General features: G+C 64.8%; 16 protein-coding genes. 9 read left to right on the top strand and 7 right to left on the bottom strand.

The genetic code is table 11. From position 1 onward, the window contains the following. The first annotated feature begins 45 nt into the window (after nucleotides 1-45). The 5 genes from FJ974_RS01410 to FJ974_RS01390 all read left to right on the top strand — a co-directional run bounded on the left by FJ974_RS01410 (nucleotide 46) and on the right by FJ974_RS01390 (nucleotide 3,850). Entirely contained in the window at nucleotides 46-195 is a 150-nt protein-coding gene (locus FJ974_RS01410) for a DUF3096 domain-containing protein (protein WP_127866594.1), read from the top strand. 153 nt (nucleotides 196-348) lie between these two features. Next, nucleotides 349-573, top strand: a complete 225-nt coding sequence (locus tag FJ974_RS01405) for an aa3-type cytochrome c oxidase subunit IV (RefSeq protein WP_140538706.1) — start codon at nucleotides 349-351, stop codon at nucleotides 571-573. 187 nt (nucleotides 574-760) lie between these two features. Next, nucleotides 761-2,026, top strand: a complete 1,266-nt coding sequence (locus FJ974_RS01400; RefSeq protein WP_140538707.1) for a Re/Si-specific NAD(P)(+) transhydrogenase subunit alpha — start codon at nucleotides 761-763, stop codon at nucleotides 2,024-2,026. Next, on the top strand, nucleotides 2,026-2,451 hold the full coding sequence (locus FJ974_RS01395; protein WP_140538708.1) for a proton-translocating transhydrogenase family protein: 426 nt from the start codon (nucleotides 2,026-2,028) through the stop codon (nucleotides 2,449-2,451). Before FJ974_RS01400 ends, FJ974_RS01395 begins: the two co-directional genes overlap by 1 nt. A 1-nt stretch (nucleotide 2,452) precedes the next feature. Continuing rightward, nucleotides 2,453-3,850: an NAD(P)(+) transhydrogenase (Re/Si-specific) subunit beta gene (locus FJ974_RS01390; RefSeq protein ID WP_140538709.1), complete on the top strand. Its 1,398-nt coding sequence runs from the start codon at nucleotides 2,453-2,455 to the stop codon at nucleotides 3,848-3,850. 78 nt (nucleotides 3,851-3,928) lie between these two features. Here FJ974_RS01390 and gyrB read toward each other — a convergent pair whose 3' ends face one another. Further along, entirely contained in the window at nucleotides 3,929-6,400 is a 2,472-nt protein-coding gene (gyrB, locus tag FJ974_RS01385) for a DNA topoisomerase (ATP-hydrolyzing) subunit B (protein ID WP_140538710.1), read from the bottom strand. Between the two features lie 275 nt (nucleotides 6,401-6,675). On the opposite strand from gyrB, the gene FJ974_RS01380 reads away from it, so the two are divergent. After that, nucleotides 6,676-8,046 carry a cytochrome P450 gene (locus FJ974_RS01380; protein WP_140538711.1) on the top strand — a complete coding sequence of 457 codons (1,371 nt, stop codon included), beginning with the start codon at nucleotides 6,676-6,678 and terminating at the stop codon, nucleotides 8,044-8,046. Nucleotides 8,047-8,157: 111 nt separating this feature from the next. Here the strand turns inward: FJ974_RS01380 and FJ974_RS01375 are convergent, their stop codons facing one another. The 6 genes from FJ974_RS01375 to FJ974_RS01350 form a co-directional block, all read right to left on the bottom strand. Continuing rightward, nucleotides 8,158-9,141: a complex I NDUFA9 subunit family protein gene (locus FJ974_RS01375; protein WP_140538712.1), complete on the bottom strand. Its 984-nt coding sequence runs from the start codon at nucleotides 9,139-9,141 to the stop codon at nucleotides 8,158-8,160. 421 nt (nucleotides 9,142-9,562) lie between these two features. Beyond that, a complete protein-coding gene (locus FJ974_RS01370) occupies nucleotides 9,563-10,564 on the bottom strand; it encodes an Ldh family oxidoreductase (protein WP_140538713.1) in 1,002 nt (333 codons plus the stop codon). An 89-nt stretch (nucleotides 10,565-10,653) separates the two neighbouring features. After that, a complete protein-coding gene (locus tag FJ974_RS01365) occupies nucleotides 10,654-11,463 on the bottom strand; it encodes an ABC transporter permease (RefSeq protein WP_140538714.1) in 810 nt (269 codons plus the stop codon). Continuing rightward, a complete protein-coding gene (locus FJ974_RS01360) occupies nucleotides 11,463-12,128 on the bottom strand; it encodes an ABC transporter permease (RefSeq protein WP_181177316.1) in 666 nt (221 codons plus the stop codon). Before FJ974_RS01360 ends, FJ974_RS01365 begins: the two co-directional genes overlap by 1 nt. A gap of 201 nt (nucleotides 12,129-12,329) precedes the next feature. Beyond that, nucleotides 12,330-13,124 carry a transporter substrate-binding domain-containing protein gene (locus FJ974_RS01355; RefSeq protein WP_140538716.1) on the bottom strand — a complete coding sequence of 265 codons (795 nt, stop codon included), beginning with the start codon at nucleotides 13,122-13,124 and terminating at the stop codon, nucleotides 12,330-12,332. Nucleotides 13,125-13,180: 56 nt separating this feature from the next. Beyond that, entirely contained in the window at nucleotides 13,181-13,996 is an 816-nt protein-coding gene (locus FJ974_RS01350) for an ABC transporter ATP-binding protein (protein ID WP_140538717.1), read from the bottom strand. 236 nt (nucleotides 13,997-14,232) lie between these two features. Between FJ974_RS01350 and FJ974_RS01345 the strand changes: the two genes are divergently transcribed. From FJ974_RS01345 to FJ974_RS01335, 3 genes are read left to right on the top strand one after another with little or no spacing between them, the layout of a single operon-like run. Beyond that, a complete protein-coding gene (locus FJ974_RS01345; protein ID WP_181177314.1) occupies nucleotides 14,233-15,081 on the top strand; it encodes a dimethylarginine dimethylaminohydrolase family protein in 849 nt (282 codons plus the stop codon). Continuing rightward, a complete protein-coding gene (locus tag FJ974_RS01340) occupies nucleotides 15,051-15,722 on the top strand; it encodes a TetR family transcriptional regulator C-terminal domain-containing protein (protein WP_140538719.1) in 672 nt (223 codons plus the stop codon). The genes FJ974_RS01345 and FJ974_RS01340 overlap by 31 nt, the downstream gene beginning before the upstream one ends. A gap of 16 nt (nucleotides 15,723-15,738) precedes the next feature. Next, nucleotides 15,739-17,319, top strand: coding sequence for a 5-guanidino-2-oxopentanoate decarboxylase (locus tag FJ974_RS01335; protein WP_140538720.1), 1,581 nt, complete (start codon nucleotides 15,739-15,741; stop codon nucleotides 17,317-17,319). The last annotated feature ends 68 nt before the right edge of the window (nucleotides 17,320-17,387 follow it).

Here is a 17,387-nt window from a genome sequence, read left to right as displayed (position 1 = left end):
CTGCCTGACAATCGTTCTGCTCCGAGCTGTTTAAAGGACACCGACATGACCATCCATTCCCTTGCGCTCACGCCGCTGATCTCGCTGATCGCCGGCGTGCTGATCCTGGTGATGCCGCGCCTGCTCAACTACATCGTCGCGCTCTATCTTATCGTCGTCGGCCTGCTCGGCCTGTTTCCGCATCTCGCCAGCTGAAAAAGCCGGGTCGCCCCGTTGCCGGAGCGGCAGTCTTCCCCAATTTCAACTTTGATTTGAGGCTGTTGTCGCGTCCTGTGCGGCAATAGCGCCATTGCTCTCGGTCCGGCTTTTCGCTATGTGCCTCGAAGGCATCTTCGAAGGGGTACTCCTATGGCTGATCACTCGCCGACCGGTCCTGTCGAATTGGGCGCGCAGATGGACTATGCCGAGCATGACCGCACCTATAAGGCTTTCCTTGCGCTTGCCAAATACGGCTCGCTCTTCTGCGCTGGCGTCCTCCTGGCAATGGCCTTCGGGTTCTTCGTCGGTGGCATCTTCTCCGGGGCCATCCTGTTCATCCTGATCATGGCCGTCGGCGCCTTCATTCTGCGCTAGGGCATGTCTCCCGTGTGCAGCGGTTTCGGGACCAAGACATTTCTGAAATCAAAGACCTGAAGCATGTCGCTTGAATCCTTTTTCACGCGACTTGCTTTCGACTGTTCAAAAAACCCATTGCCCTTGACGCCGCCGGAGTGCCGGCCGACGCTTTGCGCATTAAGGTTCCAGCCGAAAGGATCGTGCGGTGGGGCAGACGGTATTCATCCCTCGTGAGCTTGACGCCAACGAGCCGCGTGTCGCGGCCTCGCCGGAGACGGTCAAGCGTCTGGCGGGTCTCGGCTTCGACGTGATCGTCGAGAAGGGCGCTGGCACGGGGTCGCGCATCCCTGACGAGGAGTTCGCCAAGGCTGGTGCCGCGATCGGCAAGGCTGCCGACGCGTCGAAGGCCGACTTGGTGCTGAAAGTGCGCCGGCCGACGGATGCGGAGCTCAAGGGCTACAAGTCGGGCGCTGCCGTCATCGCCATCATGGACCCCTACGGCAACGATGCTGCGGTGGCCGCGATGGCTAAGGCCGGCATCACCGCCTTCTCGATGGAATTCATGCCGCGCATCACCCGCGCGCAGTCGATGGACGTGCTGTCCTCTCAGGCCAATCTCGCCGGCTACCAGGCGGTGATCGACGCGGCCGCCGAATATGACCGCGCGCTGCCGATGATGATGACGGCGGCGGGCACCGTGCCGGCCGCGAAAGCCTTCATCATGGGCGTCGGCGTCGCCGGCCTGCAGGCGATCGCCACCGCGCGCCGTCTTGGCGCCGTGGTCACCGCCACCGACGTGCGTCCGGCGGTGAAGGAGCAGGTGCAGTCGCTCGGGGCCAAATTCCTGGCGGTCGAGGACGAGGAGTTCAAGGCCGCCGAGACGGCCGGCGGCTACGCCAAGGAAATGTCGAAGGAATACCAGGTCAAGCAGGCGGCGCTGACCGCAGAGCATATCGCCAAGCAGGACATCGTCATCACCACGGCGCTGATCCCCGGCCGTCCGGCGCCGAAGCTGATCTCGGCCGCCATGGTCGCCTCTATGAAGCCGGGCTCGGTGATCGTCGATCTCGCGGTCGAGCGCGGCGGCAATGTCGAAGGCGCGGTACCGGGCAAGGTCGTGACGACTGAGAACGGCGTCAAGATCGTCGGCCATCTCAACGTGCCCGGTCGTGTTGCTGCATCCGCTTCGCTGCTTTATGCCAAGAACCTTTACGCCTTCCTCGAGACGATGGTCGACAAGGCGGCAAAAACGCTTGCCATCAGGCGCGACGACGACCTGGTCAAGGCGACGATGCTGACCGATGGCGGCAAGGTCGTGCATCCCAATTTTGCCAAAGCAGACCAGCAGCCGCATGTCGAACCGGCGGCGGTCCCAGCGTCGACCATGGTCGCCGACGCCTCAGAAAAGAAGGCGGCACCGAGAAAAACAGCTGACAGGAAGGCCGCGGCCAAACCGAAGGGGACTGCGTGATGGACCAGAGCTTGCAGAGAGCCCTCGATCAGCTCGATCAGGCGACCGCTGCCGTCAAGGTCGCGGTGCAGAACCTTGCAGCGGCACCGGGCGGCGCCGAGGCCGCCGGCGGCGCCGCACACGCTCTATCGGGCGGCGCCATCGACCCCTTCGTCTTCCGCTTCGCCATTTTCGTGCTGGCGATCTTCGTCGGCTATTATGTGGTCTGGTCGGTAACGCCAGCACTGCATACGCCGCTGATGGCCGTCACCAATGCAATCTCTTCCGTGATCGTCGTCGGCGCGCTGCTTGCCGTCGGCATCTCGGCGTCCGGCATTGCCACGGGCTTCGGCTTCGTGGCGCTGATGCTGGTCTCGGTCAACATCTTCGGCGGCTTCCTCGTCACCCAGCGCATGCTGGCCATGTACAAGAAGAAGGACAAGTGACGTGAACGCCAACTTCGCTTCGTTCCTTTATCTTGTCTCCGGCATCCTGTTCATCCTGGCGCTGCGTGGTCTGTCGCACCCGACCGCCAGCCGTCAGGGCAATCTCTACGGCATGATCGGCATGGGCATCGCCATCGCCACCACCCTGGCGCTTGCCGTCCCTTCGGTCGGCGGCTTCGGCCTGATCGTGCTCGGTCTTGCTATCGGCGGCGGCCTCGGCGCAGTCACCGCGCGCCGCATCGCCATGACTTCGATGCCGCAGTTGGTCGCCGCCTTCCACAGCCTCGTCGGCCTTGCCGCCGTCATGGTGGCGGCTGCCGCGATCTATGCCCCGGAAAGCTTCGGCATCGGCACGGCGGGCGACATCCACGGCCAGGCGCTGATCGAGATGAGCCTCGGCGTCGCCATCGGCGCCATCACTTTCACCGGCTCGGTCATCGCCTTCCTGAAGCTCGACGGCCGCATGTCCGGCAAGCCGATCATGATCGGCGGCCGCCACCTTATCAACATCGCGCTCGGCATTGCTCTTGTGGTGCTGATCGTGCTGCTCGTCACCACGGAATCGAAGCTCGTCTTCTGGCTGATCGTGGCGGCATCGCTCGTCCTCGGTGTCCTTCTCATCATCCCGATCGGCGGCGCCGACATGCCGGTCGTGGTGTCGATGCTGAACTCCTATTCCGGCTGGGCGGCGGCTGCGCTCGGCTTCACGCTCGGCAATCTGGCGCTGATCATCACCGGCGCGCTGGTCGGCTCGTCGGGTGCGATCCTGTCCTACATCATGTGCAAGGGCATGAACCGCTCTTTCATCTCCGTCATCCTCGGCGGCTTCGGCGGCGAAACGGCCGCGGCTGCCGATGATGGCATCGAGCGCACCGTCAAGCAGGGCTCGGCGGAGGACGCCGCCTATCTGATGATGAACGCGCAGAAGGTCATCATCGTGCCCGGCTACGGCATGGCGGTCGCCCAGGCGCAGCATGCGCTGCGTGAAATGGCCGACAAGCTCAAGGCTAATGGCGTCGACGTCAAATACGCCATCCATCCCGTCGCCGGCCGCATGCCCGGCCACATGAACGTGCTTCTAGCCGAGGCCAACGTGCCCTATGACGAGGTGTTCGAGCTGGAGGACATCAACTCCGAGTTCGCGCAGGCCGACGTCGCCTATGTCATCGGCGCCAACGACGTCACCAACCCGTCCGCGCGTGACGACAAGTCCTCGCCGATTTACGGCATGCCGATCCTCGACGTCGACAAGGCCCGCACCTGCCTCTTCGTCAAGCGCTCGCTCGGCTCCGGTTATGCCGGCATCGACAACACGCTGTTCTACAAGGACGGCACCATGATGCTGCTCGGCGACGCCAAGAAGATGACCGAGGAAATCGTCAAGGCCATGGATCACTGATTAGCCGCAGCTTCTGCAACAAAAAAGCCCAGCATCCGCTGGGCTTTTTTTGTTGCAGAAGGCTGTCGGCCGGTCGGCTCAGATATCGAGATTGGCTACCGACAGCGCATTGTCCTGGATGAACTCGCGCCTGGGCTCCACCTCGTCGCCCATCAGCCGCGAGAACAGACTATCGGCATCGGTGGCGTCGTTGACCTTGACCTGCAGCAGCGAGCGCACGTTGGGATCGAGCGTCGTTTCCCAGAGCTGCTCGGCATTCATCTCGCCAAGGCCCTTGTAGCGCTGCATGGTCAGGCCCTTGCGGCCGGTGGCGAACACCGCGTTGAGCAGCGCCATGGGTCCCGAGATCGTTTCGGAAACCTCCTTGCGGCGCAGCACCGGCGGCTCACCATAGATCTCGGCAAGGCGCGGCGCATAGCGGTCGAGCTGGCGCGCATCGGCCGAAGCGATCAGCCCGGCATCGAGCTGGGCAACGTCCTTGACGCCGCGCACCGTGCGCTCGAACACATAGCCGCCGGTCCCGTCGTTGGAGGTCGACATCCGGCCCGTCCAGCCGCGCTCGGTCTCCTCGGCGATGATGTCGAGCCGCCCGGCGACGCGCTCCGCCATGGCGTTGGCGCGGCCGAGATCGGCAAGCACATCGGGATTGAGCGCGCCGGCGATCGCCGCCTGCTCGACCACGCTGCGGTTATAGCGCGTGTGCAGCCCGTTGATCAGCTGCCGCACCGCCAGCGCATCGTCGATGGCGCTGCGCAGGTCCCGTCCGGTCCGCACCTCGCCGGAGGCGAGCGTCAGCGAGGCCTCGTCCAGCCCGGATTCGATCAGATACTCCTCGAACGCGCTTTCGTCCTTGAGGTATTGCGAGCTCTTGCCCCGCGTCACTTTGTAGAGCGGCGGCTGGGCGATGTAGAGATGGCCGCGCTCGATCAGCTCCGGCATCTGCCGGAAGAAGAAGGTGAGCAGCAGTGTGCGGATGTGGGCGCCGTCGACGTCGGCGTCGGTCATCAGGATGATCTTGTGGTAGCGCAGCTTGTCGGCATTGAACTCATCCTTGCCGATCGAGGTGCCGAGCGCGGTGATCAGCGTGCCGATCATGTCGGAGGAGAGCATGCGGTCGAAGCGCGCCCGCTCGACGTTGAGGATCTTGCCGCGCAGCGGCAGGATCGCCTGGTTCTGGCGCGAGCGGCCGCCCTTGGCCGAGCCGCCGGCCGAGTCGCCCTCGACGATGAAGATTTCGGACTTCGCCGGATCGCGCTCCTGGCAGTCGGCAAGCTTGCCGGGCAAAGAGGTGACGCCGAGCGAGCTCTTGCGGGTGATGTCGCGCGCCTTGCGCGCCGCCTCGCGCGCGGCCGCCGCCTGGATCACCTTCTCGACCACCACCCTGCCTTCGGCCGGATGTTCTTCCAGCCAGGTGCCGAGCGCCTCGTTGACCAGGCTTTCAACCACTGGACGAACCTCGGACGAGACCAGCTTGTCCTTGGTCTGCGAGGAGAATTTCGGATCCGGAACCTTGACCGACAGCACCGCCGTCAGCCCTTCCCGGCAGTCGTCGCCGGTCAGCGTCACCTTCTCCTTCTTGGTCTGGCCGGAGGATTCGCCATAGCCGGTGACCTGCCTGGTCAGCGCGGCGCGGAAGCCGGCCAGATGCGTGCCGCCGTCGCGCTGCGGGATGTTGTTGGTGAAGGCCAGCACGTTCTCGTGGTAGCTGTCGTTCCACCACATCGCCACCTCGACGGTGATGCCGTCGCGCTCGGCGCGGATGGCGATCGGCTTCTCGATCAGCGGCTTCTTCACCCGGTCGAGATATTTGACGAATTCTTCCAGCCCGCCGTCATAGTGCAGCTCGTGGCGCACGAGGTCGGCATGGCGGGCATCGGTCAGGACGATACGCACGCCGGAATTCAGGAAGGCGAGCTCGCGCAGCCGGTGCTCCAGCGTGCCATAGTCGAACTCGACCATGGTGAAGGTCTCGGCCGACGGAAAGAAGGTGATCTCGCTGCCGCTGCGGCCTTCATAGGTGCCCGGGCGCCGGTCCTGCTCGTAGCTGCCGGTGACCTTCAGCGGCGCGTCGGCATTGCCATGCGTGAAGCTCATTTCGTAGATCTCGCCATTGCGGCGGATCTTGAGCTTCAGCCAGGCGGATAGCGCGTTGACGACCGATACGCCGACGCCATGCAGGCCGCCCGATACCTTGTAGGAATTCTGGTCGAACTTACCGCCGGCATGCAGCTGCGTCATGATCACTTCGGCCGCCGAAACGCCTTCGCCGGTGTGGATATCCGTCGGAATGCCGCGGCCATTGTCGATGACGGTCACCGAACCGTCGGGGTTGAGCGTCACCGAGACGAGGTCGGCGTGCCCGGCCAGCGCCTCGTCGATGGCGTTGTCCACCACCTCATAGACCATGTGATGCAGGCCCGAGCCGTCGTCGGTATCGCCGATATACATGCCCGGCCGCTTGCGCACCGCGTCCAACCCCTTCAAAACCTTGATGGAATCGGCGCCGTATTCGGCTTGCGCGCCAATGGCGCTTTCGGTCTGGTCGCTCATGAAATCCTGTCTGATTGATGGCGCTTGTCGGCCGCGAGAAACTGGTCCCGAATCGCGCCGTTTTGATGTCCTAGATATAGGCGCAAATGGCTGGTTTTCCAAGGTTTGCGGCCATTTTGCCGGCTTGGCCAGAAGCCTTTCATTCGCCCTGAGCCGGCAGACCGGCAAGCGGGCCGAACGAGTGCCCGCGTCAGGCGCGATTGCCGCCAGCCGTTCGGTCACATGGACGCCGGCTTTGCCGCGCATTACATTCGCGCTGCCAGCGGAGCATGCCCATGGACACCCAGCCCGCCCCCTTCGTGCCGCCGGCGCCGACGCCGCGCACCACGCCGCCGTCGACGCTGGAGATGATGCGCATCGTCTACCGCAACCCGCTCGAACTGTGGGGCGAGCACACCTACAACGAACCTTGGATATCCGTTACCGGCATCGGCGGGCCGCTGGTCATCGCCAACGATCCCGGCCTGATCCGCCACGTGCTGATCGACAACGCCAAAAACTACAAGATGGCGACGGTGCGCCAGCTGATCCTGCGCCCGATCCTGCGCGACGGCCTGCTCACCGCCGAGGGCGAAGTGTGGAAGCGCTCGCGCAAGGCGATGGCGCCGATGTTCACGCCGCGCCACATCTTCGGCTTTGCCCAGCCGATGCTGAAGCGCACGCTGGACTTCGTCAGCCGTTACGAGGCCGGCGGCACGTCAGACATCGCCAACGACATGACGCTGCTCACTTATGACATCCTGGCCGAGACGCTGTTTTCGGGTGAGATCGCCGGCGAGCCGGGCAGCTTCGCCAAGGAGATCGACCGCCTGTTCGAGACCATGGGTCGCGTCGACCCGCTCGATTTGTTGCGCGCGCCGGAATGGCTGCCGCGCTTCACCCGCATCCGCGGCCGCAAGACCATGGCCTATTTCCGCAACATCGTCGCCGGCACGGTGAAGATGCGCGAGGAAAGCATGAAGCGCGATCCCGACGGCGTGCCGCAGGATTTTCTGACGCTGCTGCTCAAGGCCGAGGGGCCGGAGGGTCTGACGCGCTCCGAGGTCGAGGACAACATCATCACCTTCATCGGCGCCGGCCACGAGACGACGGCGCGCGCGCTGGGCTGGACGCTCTATTGCCTCGCCGAGGCGCCTTGGGAGCGCGACAAGATCGAGCACGAGATCGACGCCGTGCTTTCCCGCGAGCCCGACCCGACGAAGTGGCTGGATGCCATGCCGCTGACGCGGGCCGCCTTCGAGGAGGCGCTCAGGCTTTATCCGCCGGCGCCGTCGATCAACCGCGAGCCGATCGAGCCGGAGACCTGGAACGGCCTCTACATTCCGCCCTACGCCGCCGTGCTGGTGATGCCCTGGGTAGTGCACCGCCACCGCAAGCTGTGGGACCGGCCGAATGCCTTCATGCCGGAGCGTTTCCACCCGCAAAACCGCGACAAGATCGACCGTTTCCAGTATCTGCCGTTCGGCGCCGGCCCGCGCGTCTGCATCGGCGCCAGCTTCGCCATGCAGGAGGCAATCATCGCGCTGGCGATCCTGTTGTCGCGCTTCCGCTTCGACGTAACGTCCGAGACAAAACCTTGGCCGGTACAGAAACTGACCACGCAGCCGCAAGGCGGCTTGCCGATGCAGGTCTCCCGCCGCGGCTGAGGGAGCGCGCTAGAGCAATTCCAGGAAAAGTGTGACACGGTTTTCCGTCCGGAATTGCGTAAAAACAAAGAGATAGAGTGTTTCGCCGTTTCCGTGAAACGGTGAAACGCTCTATCGGTCAGCGATCGGGCGGCGCTGCTGGAACTGGCCCGCGGCGCGGAAGCGCCAGAGATAGCTCGGCAGGATCGTGGCGATCGCCTGCGGCTGGATGCCGAGGCCGGCAAGTGTCCTGTTTGCCTTGGCGGCTTCCTCGGAGACGATGTTGTGCTCGCGCAGCTGCAGCACCTGGTCCCTGGTCAGCAGCGGATTGGGCAAGAGGCCGAGGACAGAGGCCTGGATGTTCGCCACCCACCACGGCACCGGTATCAGCAGCCGCTGGCGATCGATCACCGCGAGCAGTTCTTCCATGCATTCCTTGAAGGTCAGCACCTGCGGCCCGCCGAGCTCGTAGACCTGGCCGCCCCCGACCTTGCCTTCGACCGAGCGCGCCACCGCCTCGGCGACGTCGCCGACATAGACCGGCTGGAATTTCGTCTGCCCGCCGCCGATCAGCGGCAGCACCGGCGAATAGCGCGCCATGTTGGCGAAGCGGTTGAAGAAGCCGTCCTCGGGGCCGAAATTGATCGACGGCCGCAAGATGACGGCATCCGCGATCGTCTCGAACACCGCCTTTTCGCCGAGCGCCTTGGTGCGGGCATAGTCTGAGGGGGAATTCTCGTCGGCGCCGAGCGCGGAGATGTGAGTGAGGCCGGCGCCGACCGAGCGCGCGGCTTCGGCGACGGCGCGGGCGCCGAATTCGTGCACGGCGGTGAATTTCTGCCGGCCCGTCTCATGCAAAATGGCGACGAGGTTGATGACGTGATCGGCGCCCTGCACGGCGCGGTCGACCGACCAGCGCACGCGCACATTGGCCTGCACCGGCTGGATCTGGCCGACATTGCCGAGCGGCTGCAAATGGCCGGCAAGGTCGGGCCGCCGGCAGGCGACCCGGATGCGGTAGCCGCGCTTGGCCAGCGCGCGCACGATATGGCGGCCGACGAAACCGGATCCGCCGAAGATGACGATGAGCTTGGGCGTCTGCAGGATTTCGGTCATGGCTGGCTCCGGCGCTCGAAAGCTTGGCTGCAGCCGTTTCATAGTCGGTTTCGCGCCAAAGGCAAAGGGCGACGCGTCGTCGCTGGCGCCATGTTTTGGTCTTGTCGGAATGTCTTGCCGAGGCGCGTCTGCCGGCGATGAAGCGGATGCAGAAAACCCCGCCGAAGCGGGGTTTTCCGGGCAACGCGCCCGCCGAAAACAGGGACCAACGAGGCGGCCTGACCTGAGACGGTATCAAGGCGGCGTGAAGCAAGCACGCCCGCCTCGGCCCTGAACGCCCGGCGCGGCGCCGCCAACCGCAAGCCGCGACGAAGCCACCCTTGCGGCTTGCGGTGTGGAGTGCCGCCGATGGGTTGCTGCGGAACGGCGAAAGGTTCAACAGGCTTTGAAGATACGGCTGGTCGCGGGAATGGTTTCCGGATCAGGCCGAATAGCGCTCGGCAAATTCGGAAATGCGCTGCACCACGGCCTTCGGCACGTCGATGCCGCGCGCCGTCGCTTTTTCGGCGGCCTCGGCCCGCCCGCGGCCGGGAATGTACACGCCATAGCGTCGGCGCAGCCGGTCGAGCTGGTCTCTTATGCGCTGTTCGAAATCCGGGTCGAGCAGTTTGGGCTCGATAGCCAGCACGAAGAGGCCGGTTCCGGGACTGTCCGCCCCTGAGGTGAAGGAGGGCGCGTCGAGCGACCAGTTGGCGCCGGAAAGGCCTGCCGACAGCACCTCGACCATGAGTGCTATGTTGGCGCCGCGCTGGCCGCCGAAGGCGAGCATCGCCCCTTTCATGGCCGCTGCAGGATCGGTGGTCGGATTGCCGCTGGCATCCAGCGCCCAGCCTTCGGGGATTTTCTCGCCGTTCTCGGCCGCCTTGCGGATGTTGACGAAGGCAGTGGAGCTGGACGCCTGGTCGATGACGAGCGGCGGTCCCTCCGCGGCGGGCGCGGCAAAGGATATCGGATTGGTGCAGTAGACCGGCTTGACCGAGCCCGAGCCGGCAAGCAGGGCCGGCCCGTTGGTCGCGGCGAATGAGACCAGTCCCTGCGCGGCCAGCCGCCCGGTGAAATAGCCGAGCGCGCCGCAGGTATAGGCGTTATTCTGCGAGAAGATGGCGACGCCGAACAGCCTTGCCGCCTTGGCAAGGTCCTCGATCGTGCGGTCGAAGCCGGTATGGGCAAGCCCGCCGCGCGCGTCGGAAAGATAGACGGCAAGCGCCGGCCGCGTGATCACCGGATCGGCATTGCCGTCGATGCGACCGGCTTCCATCGCCTCAAGGTAGTCGATGAGATGCGACAGGCCGACCGTCGCCAGGCCTTCCGCCTCCGCCGCAACGATCGCAGCGGTCAGCGATTGCGCCGCCTCCTCATTGGCGCCGGCGCCGAGCGCTGCCATCCGGCACAGCCCTGTTGCCTGGTCGAGAGTGAGTTGCATTGGAGTTGCTCCGCAACAGCGAGTAGGGAATAGCGAGTAGCGAGAAGGGGAATAAGCTAACTACTCGCTATTCGCTATTCCCTATTCGCTTATCCGATCTTCACCGGAATCCGAGCCTCTATCCGGCTGAAAATCAAGACCAGAATGCCGGTGATGGTCATGTAGATCAGCGCCAGCAGCAGCAAAGGCTCGTAGGTGAGATAAGTGTCCTGGCGCACCTTGGACGAGACGGCGAAGATGTCGATGACGCTGATCGTCGCCACCAGCGGCGTCGACTTCAATTGCAGCACGGTTTCGCCGGTCAGCGTCGGCAGCGCGCGGTAGAAGGCCTGCGGCAGCCAGATGCGGCGGAAGATCTTCCAGCGGCTCATGCCGAAGGCGCGCGCGGCCTCGAGTTGCCCTCTCGGCACGCCGGCGAAGGCGCCGCGCATCACCTCGCCCTCATAGCCCGCGAAGGACAAGGTCAGCGCCAGCACGCCATAGGGCCAGGCTTGCCGCAGATACGGCCACATCCAGGACTCGCGTATCCACGGATATTGCGGGAACAGCGAGCCGAGGCCGTAATAGAGCAGCCACAGTTGCAACAGCAGCGGCGTGCCGCGAATGATCGTGCAGAACACTTTGGCCGGCGCCGCGACCCAGATCGATCCGGCGGCCTGCGCCAGCCCGACCGGCAGGGCAATCATGAAGCCGAGCGCGCAGGTGACGGCGAGGATCCACAGCGACCGCCAGAGACCGACAAGCCCCATTTCCCAATATTGCGGCAGCCAGTCCCAGCGCATGAAGAACGCCGCGCAGAACACCAGGGCGAGCGCAATCAGGATCAGCACGATGCGGTGCGGCCTGAGCCAGATGGAGGCGCGCGCCGCCATGTTGATCGCGGTCGCCTCGCTCGACATCAGCGCGCCTCCTTGACCGAAGGCATGCCGCGTCGCGACCACGCCTCGACGCGGCCGATGATCAGGTTCGAAAACAGCGTCAGGGCGAGATAGAGCGCGCCGGCGGCGACGTAGAAGAGCAGGTAGGCTTTGGTCACCCCTGCCGCCTGCCTTGTAGCGAGCGTCAGCTCGAAGAAGCCGACGACGGCGAGCAGCGCGGTGTCCTTGGTGGCGATCAGCCAGAGATTGGCAAGGCCGGGAATGGCGAAGGGCAGCATCGCCGGCAGCGTTATGCGCCGCAGCATCAGGCCCGGCGGCATGCCGTAAGCGCGGGCGGCTTCGATTTGCCCCTGCGGGATGGCAAGAATGGCGCCGCGGATGACCTCCGTCGAATAGGCGCCCTGGACGACGCCGAGGACGAAAATGCCGGCCGCCAGCCCGCTGATATCGACGCGCTGATAGCCTATCGCCGTCAGCACCTGGTTGATCAGGTCGGTGCCCGCGTAATAGAGCAGCAGGATCAGCACTAGTTCCGGCACCGCGCGGACCACTGTGGTGTAGACCGCCAAAAGGTCGCGCGTCACCGGCCCGCCATAGAGCTTGCCGAAGGCGCCGCCGGTGCCGATCAAAAGGCCGAGGCAGGTGGCGCCAAGGGCAATCTCGATCGAATGCAGCAAGCCGACCAGCAACGTAGCGCCCCAGCCGGGCGGCACGGGCGACAGAAGTTCGATGATGCCGGCCGCCGAGGCCGGAAGAAACGCGTCGATCAGCTTCGCCCCCGGAGTCCTGGCTCAGCCGCTGGCCACAGGAGCAGCGGCAGGCATGCGTGGCAATTGGGCAAGGGGCATGGCGCCGGCGCCATGCCCTCACTCATGCGCGAAAGGGCGTCAGTTCGACTGCGGCGCGCCGCCGTAGATATCGAAATCGAAGTATTTCTTCGAGATCTCGTCATATTTGCCGTTGGCGCGGATCGCCTTGATGCCGGCGTTGATTTTTTCCTTCAGCGCGGTGTCTTCCTTGCGCACGCCGGCGCCGACGCCCGGTCCGAGCACCTCGTCGTCCGGAGCCACCATGCCCTTGAGGTCGCAGCAGGCCTTGCCTTGATCGGATTTCAGGAATTCGCCGAGCGCGATGGAATCGGCCTGCACCGCGTCGAGCCGGCCGGCGGCGAGATCCTGGTTGGCCTCATCCTGGGTCTGGTATTCCTTGATTTCCTGCGCCCCGGTGAAGTGCTTCTTGGCGTAGACGGCATGCACCGTCGATACCTGAACGCCGACGACCTTGCCCTTGAGGTCGTCCGGCGTGGCGCCGAACTTCTGATCCTTCGGCCCGATGATCGCCGTCGGCGTGTTGTAATACTTGTCCGAGAAGTCGATCGTCTTTTTGCGCTCGTCCGTGATCGACATCGAGGAGACGATGAGGTCGATCTTCTTGGTGGTCAGCGCCGGAATGATGCCGTCCCAGGCGACAGGCGTGATCACGCAGTCGAGCTTCTCTTCGGCGCAGACGGCGTCGATGAAGTCGATTTCCCAGCCGACCCATTTGCCCGAGGCATCCGGCGAGGTGAACGGCGGATAGGGCTCGGCGGCGACGCCGATCTTGACCGGATCGGCCTTGGCTACGCCCATCGCGGCGACGCCGAACAGCAGCGCGGCGGCCATTGTCTTGAGAACAGTCTTCATTTCAGGACTCCCAGTTTGTTGTTGTTCCCGGTTTTTCGCTCCGCTTGACGCCGGCCCTAGCCGACGTTGCGGAGGAATTGCTTGAGCCTTTCGGATTTGGGCGTGCCGAATATTTGTTCCGGCGTGCCTTCTTCCTCGACCAGCCCGTTGTAGAGGTAGACGACATGCGTCGCGACCTCGCGGGCGAACTTCATTTCATGCGTCACCAGCACCATTGTGCGCCCCTCGCGCGCCAGGTCGCCGATCACCTTCAGCACCTCGCCGACCAGCTCCGGGTCGAGCGCCGAGGTCGGTTCGTCGAACAGCATGACGCGCGGATTGATCGCCAGCGCCCGGGCGATCGCGGCGCGCTGCTGCTGGCCGCCCGACAGATAGGCAGGATAGACGTCGCGCTTCTCGGCCAGGCCGACGCGGGCAAGCAGTTTCTCGGCCTGGGCGATCGCTTCGTCGCGCTTGACGCCCAGCACATGCACCGGAACCTCGATGACGTTCTCGATCAGCGTCATGTGGCTCCACAGATTGAAATTCTGGAACACCATGCCGAGCTTGGAGCGGATGCGCTCGATCTGCTTGCGGTCGGCGGGAATGGTGTGGCCGTGGCTGTCGGCCTTCAGCTTTATCTCCTCGCCATTGACCCGGATGATGCCGCTGGTCGGGTTCTCCAGGCAGTTGATGCAGCGCAGCAGCGTCGACTTGCCCGAGCCCGAGCCGCCGATGATGGCGATTACCTCGCCGTCGCGCGCCGACAGCGAAACGCCCTTCAGCACATGCAAATGGCCGAATTTCTTATGCAGGTTTTCGACATGGATGGCTTCGGCGGCGCCGTCCTGGACCTTGCCGGGTAAGACTGCGGCAGCTTCCACCGCGCTCACCGGGTGACCTCTGTATGGTCGACGGCAGTTCGTCGAACGTCTATCCGGCTAATCAACATACGCTGTATTGCCCGCTCCAGACTTCAGCATGGACCCAACAGCGCGAGCCCGTCAATCCCGCTCATTACGGCACTTGCGGCCTTATTGTGCAAGTGTATAAATAGCCTCCGATGAAATTTTCTCGATTTTTTTCAGCTTAAAAAGGGCATCGATTGAGCGCTTTCGGATCACAGTCCATGGCGGCGCCGCTGCGGCGTGTGCTCATGCGGGCGGCAACCAATGCCATGCGCGGCGCCGACAGGGCTGCATGGCACTACGGCCCGACATTCGACCCGGCGAAAGCCGCCTCGCAGCACGCAGTCCTCGCCGAATTGGTGGCGGCATCCGGCGCCGAAATCGAATGGATTGAGGACAAGGCCGACGGACTTTCGGATTCGGTGTTCACGCATGACCCATCGCTGATGACCGACCGCGGCGCGCTGATCCTGTCCATGGGCAAACCATTGCGCGCCAGGGAGCCCTCCCTGCATGAGGAAACCTACAGAAGTCTGGGCATTCCGATTCTCGGCCGCGTCGAGGCTCCGGGCCAGGTCGAAGGCGGTGATTGTGTGTGGCTGGATGGCCGCACGCTGGCGATCGGGCGCGGCATCCGCTCCAACCAGGAAGGCATCCAGCAGGTTTCCAACCTGCTGACGCCGCTGGGCATTTCCGTCTACGGCTTTGACCTGCCGCTGTGGCAGGGCGAAGAGGCGTGCCTGCATCTGATGTCGGTGATCAGCCCGCTGGCTGACGACCTGGCGCTGGTCTATTCACCGCTTTTGCCGGCCCCGTTCTATCAGATGCTGAAGGCGCGCGGCATCCGGCTGGTCGAAGGCGACGCCGACGAGTTCGCCGCGTCCAATGGCCTTAGCCTGAACGTACTGCCGACCAGCCCGCTCAAGATCATTGCCGTTGCAGGCTTTCCCAGGACCAAAGCCGCGATGGAGGCCGCCGGCTGCACGGTTGAAATCTTCGAGGCGGATGCGCTCTGCATCGCCTGCGAAGGCGGGCCGACATGCCTGACGCGGCCGATCCTGCGCCAATGAACGCGCGCCGCAAGTTCCGTCGCGAGGGCGAGGAGCGGCGGCGGCAGGACCTGATCGAAGCGACTCTCGACAGCGTAGCGCAATATGGTCTGCAGGGCGCCACCTTGCGCACCATCGCGCTGCGTGCCGGCGTCACCGCCGGGCTGATCCGGCACTATTTCCCCGGCAAGGAAGAATTGCTGCAGGAAGCCTATACGGCACTGGTCGGCCGCATGACCGAGCAGGCGAAAGCAGCATTGGTCATGGAAGATGCCTCGCCACGCCAACGCTTGGCGGCTTTCATCACCGCCAACCTCAACGCGCCGATCATCGATGCGCGGGTGTTTTCGCTCTGGGCAACCTTCCTCGGCCGCGCCAGTGCGGATGCGACCCTGGCCCGTGCCCACCGCGAAGGCTACCTTGGCTTTCGCAATGAGGTGGAAGCGGTTGTGGCCGAGGTGCTCGCCGCCGAACAGCGCAAGCCGGACGCGAGCCGGCTGCGCCATCATGCCATCGCGATCAATGCAATCATCGACGGGCTCTGGATCGAAGGCTGCCTTGCCGGCGAGATGTTCTCGCCCGGCGAATTGGCAGCGATAGGCATCAAGGCTGTCGAGGCCGAACTCGGCCTTGCGCCGCTACAGCAATTCCAGGAAAAGTGAGAAGGGAAGAAAACCAATGACCACGCTCGGCGAAGCGCTCATCACGTTGCTCGAGGCGCATGGCGTCGACACCGTCTTCGGCATTCCGGGCGTGCATACGGTCGAGCTCTACCGCGGGCTTGCGCGGTCAAAAATCCGCCACGTCACGCCGCGCCACGAGCAGGGGGCCGGCTTCATGGCCGACGGCTATGCACGCGCCAGCGGCCGGCCGGGCGTCGCCTTCGTCATCACCGGGCCGGGCCTCACCAACACCATCACCGCCATGGGCCAGGCGCGCGCCGATTCGGTGCCGATGCTGGTGATCTCCGGCGTCAACGCCATCGACACGCTGGGCAAAGGCCTCGGCTTCCTGCACGAACTGCCCGACCAACGCGGCATGATGGAGAAGGTGGCGCTGTTCTCGCAACGCGTCACCGAGGCTGACGAATTGCCGGGCGCGCTCGCCCGCGCCTTCGCGCTGTTCGCCTCCGCGCGGCCGGGACCGGTCCATATCGAGATCCCGACCGATGTTATGGTGAAGCCGGCAGACGGCATCGCGGCTGTGCTGACCAACGCTACGCCGCCCGCGCCGGCAGCGGCGGCGATCACCGAAGCTGCAAGGCTCATCAAAGCCGCCCGGCGGCCGCTTATCCTGGCCGGCGGCGGGGCGAAGCGGGCCGAACCGGCGCTGAAGCGCCTTGCTGAAGCGCTCGGCGCGCCGGTCGTCGAGACCGCCAATGCGCGCGGCCTGCTGCATCGCCATCCGCTCTGTGTGCCGGCAAGCCCCAGCCTGAAGGCGATGCGCGCGCTGATGGCCGGCGCCGATCTGGTGTTAGCGGCCGGCACCGAATTCGGCCCGACCGACTATGACGGCTATGCCGATGGCGGCTTCGTGCTGCCGTCGAAGCTGATCCGCATTGACATCGGCGCCGACCAGCTCGCCCGCCGCCCGGTGACGGTCGGCATCCAGGCCGATTGCGCCGAGGCGTTGCGTGCGCTCCTGGCCGAGATCGGCCCTGACCACGTCGCCGCAAAAGACGGCGAAGCCCGCGCAGCCACGGCAAGAGAGGCAGCGCTCGCCGAGCTGAAACCGGATTATGTGGCGCAGGTACGGGCCGTCGAAGTGATCCGCGACGCCTTGCCCGGCGCGATCATCGTCGGCGATTCCACGCAGCCGATCTATGCCGCGAATCTTTATTACGATCACGACCGGCCGGGCGGCTGGTTCAACGCCGCAACCGGTTTCGGCGCGCTGGGTTACGGTCCGCCGGCGGCGATCGGCGCTGTCCTTGCGGTGCCGGATGCGCCGGTCGTGTGTCTCACCGGCGACGGCGGCTTCCAGTTCACCTTGGCGGAGCTTGGTGCCGCGCTCGATGCGAAAGCGCCGGTCATCTTCGTCGTCTGGAACAATCGCGGCTACCGCGAGATCGAGACCTCGATGCTGGATGTCGGCGTCGAGCCGGTCGGCGTGTCGCCGGCGCCGCCGGATTTCTGCAAGCTCGCCGAGGCTTACGGCATCGGGGCCGAGCGTCTGAGCGGTGTTGGCGGCCTCGCCGATGCGCTGAAGCGCGCGCGGGCGGCCGGGCGGCCACGCCTTGTCGAGATCACCATCGACTGAAGATCCTGGCTGCCGCCAGCCCGCCATCGTCGCATTGGCGCCGCGCCGGCCCGATGACACATGCAAAG

The sequence above is a fragment of the Mesorhizobium sp. B1-1-8 genome (assembly GCF_006442795.2).
GTDB lineage: Bacteria > Pseudomonadota > Alphaproteobacteria > Rhizobiales > Rhizobiaceae > Mesorhizobium.
Note: the sequence above shows the minus strand (reverse complement) of the source record. Positions and strands in the feature narration are given on the sequence as shown.